At 75.6% G+C, this 6,279-nt stretch carries 5 protein-coding genes and 1 pseudogene; all 6 read left to right on the top strand.

Annotated features, from left to right (window positions below; translation table 11 throughout):
• Positions 1-153 precede the first annotated feature (153 nt).
• Positions 154-1,065: a Rossmann-like and DUF2520 domain-containing protein gene (locus AC2CJA_RS22530; protein ID WP_484604504.1), complete on the top strand. Its 912-nt coding sequence runs from the start codon at positions 154-156 to the stop codon at positions 1,063-1,065.
• A gap of 38 nt (positions 1,066-1,103) precedes the next feature.
• Entirely contained in the window at positions 1,104-2,027 is a 924-nt protein-coding gene (gene panC, locus AC2CJA_RS22535) for a pantoate--beta-alanine ligase (protein ID WP_484604506.1), read from the top strand.
• A 5-nt stretch (positions 2,028-2,032) separates the two neighbouring features.
• Positions 2,033-3,736 carry an L-aspartate oxidase gene (locus AC2CJA_RS22540; protein ID WP_484604507.1) on the top strand — a complete coding sequence of 568 codons (1,704 nt, stop codon included), beginning with the start codon at positions 2,033-2,035 and terminating at the stop codon, positions 3,734-3,736.
• A 190-nt stretch (positions 3,737-3,926) separates the two neighbouring features.
• A complete protein-coding gene (gene nadC, locus AC2CJA_RS22545) occupies positions 3,927-4,979 on the top strand; it encodes a carboxylating nicotinate-nucleotide diphosphorylase (protein WP_484604508.1) in 1,053 nt (350 codons plus the stop codon).
• Positions 4,979-5,776 (top strand): type III pantothenate kinase, encoded by a 798-nt coding sequence (locus AC2CJA_RS22550; protein ID WP_484604505.1) that lies wholly within the window; start codon positions 4,979-4,981, stop codon positions 5,774-5,776. The genes nadC and AC2CJA_RS22550 overlap by 1 nt, the downstream gene beginning before the upstream one ends.
• Positions 5,777-5,888: 112 nt before the next feature.
• Positions 5,889-6,279 (top strand): annotated as a pseudogene (locus AC2CJA_RS22555) (hypothetical protein); the annotation flags it as partial.

Genomic DNA, 6,279 nt, shown 5'->3' on the forward strand with positions numbered 1-6,279 from the left:
CTGCTGAACCGCCCGCCGTCCCGCCCGCCCGGCGGGGCGCGGGCCCCGTCCCACCCCGCGGGCGGACGGGTCGGGGAGCCGGCGAGTCCGCGTAGCATGGCGGGTATCCTCCGGTACCGGGTCCTGCGGACTGGAACGGAAGGCCGAGCTCACGTGAACCAATCCCCCTCCGGCGCCGCCGGGGACCGTCCCGCGCGCCTGACCGTCGGCGTCGTCGGCGCGGGCCGCGTCGGTCCCGCCCTGGCAGCCGCCCTCGGGCTGGCCGGGCACCGCCCGGTGGCCGCCTCCGGCGTCTCCGACGCCTCCCGCCGCCGGGCCGAGGTCCTGCTGCCCGGGGTGCCGCTGGTGGAGCCCGCCGAGGTCCTGGCCCGCGCCGACCTCGTCCTGCTCACCGCCCCCGACGACGCCCTGCCCGGTCTCGTCGCCGGCCTGGCCGAGACCGGCGCCGTACGCCCCGGCCAGCTGCTGGCGCACGCCTCGGGCCGCTACGGCACCGCCGTCCTCGACCCCGCCACCCGGGCCGGAGCCCTGCCGCTGGCGCTGCACCCGGTGATGACGTTCACCGGCACGCCCGTGGACGTGCAGCGGCTGGCGGGCTGCTCCTTCGGCGTCACAGCCCCCGAGGAGCTGCGGCTGGCCGCCGAGGCGCTGGTCATCGAGATGGGCGGGGAGCCCGAGTGGGTCGCCGAGGAGGCCCGTCCGCTCTACCACGCGGCCCTGGCCCTCGGCGCCAACCACCTGGTCACACTGGTCGCCCAGGCCATGGAGCTGCTGCGCACCGCCGGAGTCTCCGCGCCCGACCGGATGCTCGGCCCGCTGCTCGGCGCGGCCCTGGACAACGCCCTGCGCTCCGGCGACGCCGCACTGACCGGCCCGGTCGCCCGGGGCGACGCCGGCACGGTCGCCGCCCACATCACCGAGCTGCGCCGCCACGCCCCGCAGGCGGTGGCGGGCTACCTAGCGATGGCCCGCGCCACCGCCGACCGGGCCCTGGCCGGCGGACTGCTCAGGCCGGAACTGGCCGAGGACCTGCTGGAAGTCCTCTCCGACGGGGACTCCCGGTGACCGGACCGACCGCCGACGACAGGAGCCCGGCCGTGTCCGTGCCCGCAACCGGCCCAGCGGCCGCCCCCACACCCGTGCCCGTCCTGCACACCGCCGCCGGGCTGCGCGCCCTGCCGCGCCGGGGGCGGCGGGCGGTGGTGATGACGATGGGCGCCCTGCACGAGGGCCACGCGGCCCTGGTCCGCGCCGCCCGCGAGAAGGCCGGGTCCGAAGGGCAGGTGGTGGTCACCGTCTTCGTCAACCCGCTGCAGTTCGGCGCGGGCGAGGACCTGGACCGCTACCCGCGCACCCTGGACGCGGACGTCGTGGTGGCCGCGGGCGCGGGCGCCGACGCCGTCTTCGCGCCGCCGGTGGAGGAGGTCTACCCCGGCGGGGAGCCGGAGGTGAGGATCGGCGCGGGCCCGATGGGCGAGCGCCTGGAGGGCGCCAGCCGGCCCGGTCACTTCGACGGGATGCTCACCGTCGTCGCCAAACTGCTCCACCTCACCGCCCCCGACCTGGCGCTCTACGGGGAGAAGGACGCCCAGCAGCTCGCCCTGATCACCCGGATGGTCCGCGACCTGAACTTCCCCGTGGAGATCGAGGGCGTGCCCACGGTGCGCGAACCCGACGGCCTGGCCCTCTCCAGCCGCAACCGCTACCTGTCGGAGGCCGAGCGCACCACCGCCCTGGCCCTCTCGCGCGCCCTGTTCGCCGGGCGCGACGCGGCGGCCGCGGGCGGCGCGGGGCCGCGCGAGGTCCGCCGGGCCGCCGAGACCGTGCTGGCGCAGGCCCGGCGGGCACGGCCGCCGCTGGTACCGGACTACCTGGCGCTGGTGGACCCGGCCCACTTCACGGAGGTCCCGGCGGGGCCCGGCGCGTACGAGGGCGAGGCCGTGCTCGCGGTGGCGGCGCGGGTGGGTACCACACGACTGATCGACAACGTCCGGCTGCGCCTCGGACGCCCCGGAGGGGTTCGGTGAACGGGATGACAGGCCTGCGGCTGGACGCGCCGCGCTCCGGCTGGGCCATCGCGGCGGACGTGGTGGTGGTCGGCTCCGGAGTGGCCGGCCTGACCGCCGCCCTGCGCTGCGCGGCCTCCGGCCGGAAGACGGTGATCGTCACCAAGGCCCGGCTGGACGCCGGCTCCACGCGCTGGGCGCAGGGCGGTATCGCCGCCGCGCTGGGCGAGGGCGACACCCCCGGCCAGCATCTGGACGACACCCTGGTCGCGGGCGCGGGCCTGTGCGACGAGGAGGCGGTGCGCACCCTGGTCACCGAGGGGCCGGACGCGGTGCGCCGGCTGATCGGCGCCGGAGCGCGGTTCGACACCTCCGCCGAGACCGGCGAGATCGCCCTGACCCGCGAGGGCGGCCACCACCGCCGCCGTATCGCCCACGCGGGCGGCGACGCGACCGGCGCGGAGATATCCCGCGCCCTGGTGGCAGCCGTACGCGAGGCCGGGATGGAGACGGTGGAGAACGCCCTCGTCCTGGATCTGCTCAAGGACGCCGACGGGCACGCCGCGGGCGTCTCCCTGCACGTGATGGGCGAGGGGCGGCACGACGGCGTGGGCGCCGTCCACGCCCCGGCGGTGGTGCTGGCCACCGGTGGCATGGGCCAGGTGTTCTCCGCCACCACCAACCCGCCGGTCTCCACCGGAGACGGTGTCGCGCTGGCTCTGCGGGCGGGCGCGGAGATCTCCGACCTGGAGTTCGTCCAGTTCCACCCGACCGTGCTCTACCTGGGCCCGGGCAGTGAGGGCCAGCAGCCGCTGGTGTCGGAGGCCGTGCGCGGCGAGGGCGCGTACCTCGTCGACGCGGACGGCGAGCGTTTCATGGCCGGGCAGCACGAACTGGCCGAGCTGGCGCCGCGCGACATCGTCGCCAAGGGCATCATGCGGCGGATGCGCGAGCGGGGGGCCGACCGCATGTACCTGGACGCCCGGCACTTCGGCGCACGGATGTGGCGCGAGCGGTTCCCCACCATCCTCGCCGCCTGCCGCGCCCACGGCATCGACCCGGTCACCGAGCCGGTCCCGGTCGCGCCCGCCGCGCACTACGCCTCCGGCGGGGTGCGCACCGACCTGGCGGGCCGCACCACCGTGCCGGGCCTGTACGCGTGCGGCGAGGTCGCGTGCACGGGTGTGCACGGTGCCAACCGGCTGGCCTCCAACTCCCTGCTGGAGGGCCTGGTCTTCGCCGAGCGGATCGCCGCCGACATCGCCCGCGCCCCCGCGCGTGTCCCGGTGCCCGCGGAGCCCGGTGGCCCGGCGGGCACGCGGACCGTCCCACTGCCGCCGGCCGAGGCGCGGTACGCGATCCAGCGCACCATGACGGCCGGGGCCGGGGTGCTGCGCTCCGCGGAAAGCCTGGCGCGGGCCGCGGAGGAACTGGCGGCGCTGGCCCCGGACCGGGCCGGGAGCGGGGCCGGCAAGCCCGCCGAGCCCGGGGTCGAGGCATGGGAGGCGGCCAACCTCCACCTCGTAGCCGGCGTCCTGGTCGCCGCCGCCCTGCGCCGTACCGAGACCCGCGGCTGCCACTGGCGCGAGGACCATCCCGAACGGGACGACGAGTCCTGGGGCCGGCATCTGGTGGTCGCCCTGCGTCCCGCCCCCGGGGGTTCCGTGCTCACCGTCCGTACGACCGACTCGACCGCGTTTCCACCGGTCATGGGCTGGGGGACACCGTGAGCGTCGCGTGCGCGGCCGCCGGTCCGCTGTTGAGGACGATGCCCGCGCCGCTGCGCCGCGTGGGCGGAGAAGCTCACGAGAACGCGGTGAGCGTCGCGTGCGCGGCCGCCGGTCCGCTGTTGAGGACGATGCCCGCGCCGCTGCGCCGCGTGGGTGGAGAAGCTCACGAGGAGATGCATTGACCAGCCCCATGCCCGACGAACTTCCGCTGCTCCAGATCGGTTTCGGCCGCCCCGGCGAGGCGGTGAGCGGCACCGGCGGGGGCTGCGGCGACGCCTGCGGCTGCGGCGGCGCGGACGACGGACCCGACCTGGACCCGCTGGAGTGCGGTCTGGACCCTGACCTGGCCGCGCTGCTCGCGGACGCCGGCCTGGACCCTGTGCAGGTCGAGGACATCGCGCACATGGCGATCGAGGAGGACCTCGACCAGGGCGTGGACGTCACCACCGTCGCGACCATCCCCGACGACGCCGTCGCCACCGCCGACTTCACCGCCCGCGAGGCGGGCACCGTCGCCGGGCTGCGGATCGCCGAGGCGGTCCTGTCGGTGGTCTGCACCGAGGAGTTCGAGGTCGAGCGGCACGTCGAGGACGGCGATCGGGTGGAGGCGGGCCAACGGCTGCTGTCGGTGCGCGCTCGCACCCGCGACCTGCTCACCGGCGAGCGCAGCGCGCTCAACATCCTGTGCCGGCTGTCCGGTGTCGCCACCGCCACCCGTGCCTGGGCCGACGTACTCCAGGGCACGAGCGCCGCCGTCCGCGACACCCGCAAGACCACTCCCGGGCTGCGCGCCCTGGAGAAGTACGCGGTGCGCTGCGGTGGCGGGGCCAACCACCGGATGTCGCTTTCGGACGCCGCGCTGATCAAGGACAACCACGTGATCGCCGCGGGCGGGGTGGCCGAGGCGTTCAAGCGGGTGCGTGAGGAGTTCCCCGGTGTGCCGATCGAGGTGGAGGTGGACCGGCTGGACCAGATCGAGCCCGTCCTCGCCGAGGGCGCCGACCTGATCCTGCTGGACAACTTCACCCCCGAGCGGACGGCCGAGGCGGTCGCACTGGTCGCGGGCCGGGCGAAGCTGGAGTCCTCCGGCCGTCTGACACTGGCGAACGCCCGCGCGTACGCGGACACCGGCGTGGACTACCTGGCGGTCGGAGCGCTCACCCACTCCTCCCCGGTCCTCGACATCGGCCTTGACCTGCGTGACGAGGCCCGCGGCGGCGCGGGCGGAGAGGGGCGCGACTGATGCTGCTCACGATCGACGTCGGCAACACCCATACCGTCCTCGGCCTGTTCGACGGCGACGAGATCGTCGAGCACTGGCGGATCTCCACCGAGGCACGCCGCACCGCCGACGAGTGGGCCGTCCTCCTCCAGGGCCTGATGGGCATGCACCCGCTCCTCGGCGAGGACCTGGGCGACGGCATCGACGGCATCTGCATCTGCTCCACCGTCCCCTCCGTTCTGCACGAGCTGCGCGAGGTGACGCGCCGGCACTACGGCGACATCCCCTCCGTCCTCGTGGAACCGGGCGTCAAGACCGGAGTGCCCATCCTGATGGACAACCCCAAGGAGGTCGGGGCGGACCGGATCATCAACGCGGTGGCGGCGGTCGAGCTGTACGGCGGCCCGAGCATCGTCGTGGACTTCGGTACGGCCACCACCTTCGACGCGGTCTCCGCGCGGGGGGAGTACACCGGCGGCGTCATCGCCCCGGGCATCGAGATCTCCGTCGAGGCGCTCGGCGTACGCGGGGCGCAGCTGCGCAAGATCGAGCTGGCCAGGCCGCGCAGCGTCATCGGCAAGAACACCGTCGAGGCGATGCAGTCCGGCATCCTCTACGGTTTCGCGGGGCAGGTGGACGGCGTGGTGGAGCGGATGGCCCGCGAGCTGGCCGACGACCCGGACGACGTGACCGTCATCGCCACCGGCGGCCTGGCCCCCATGGTGCTGGGCGAGGCGACGGGGATCGACGAGCACGAGCCGTGGCTGACGCTGATCGGGCTGCGCCTGGTCTACGAGCGGAACATGGCGCGGGGCTGAGCACGGGGCCGGGCAGGACGCCGAACGACAGGACCGAGCCCGAGCCCGGGACCGGTGACACAGCCGGACGGCGATATGTCCGTTCTGGGGATTTCTGTCGTAGTGTCGCCGTATGCCCACGCCCTACGGTTCCCGAGGCGCCATGGTCCTCGGCCCGGACGAGCTGCGCGTCCTGCGCAGCGCGCTCGCCCTCGTTCTCCGTCCCACCCGGCCGTCCGCGCACGCCGGCGGGGAGTGCCCGGAGGGGCCCGCGGAGGAACGCGCCGAGGCGGTGCGCGCCTGTCTGTGGCTGGCCGACGCGCTGGACGAGGCGAGCCGTGAGGCGGACCGGCTGAGGGCCTTCCTGCGGGCGGACCTCGACCGCTACCGCGCCGCGCTGCCGGGCTCGGCCCCGGGGTACCTCGCGCTGCTGGAGGAGGCGGTCGCGCTGGGCTGCACGCCGTGTCCGGAGGATCTGGAGGCGCTGCGCGAGCCGTACGGCCGCTGGACGGGCGGGGCGGAGG

The sequence above is a fragment of the Streptomyces sp. ATLC9 genome, assembly GCF_057196705.1.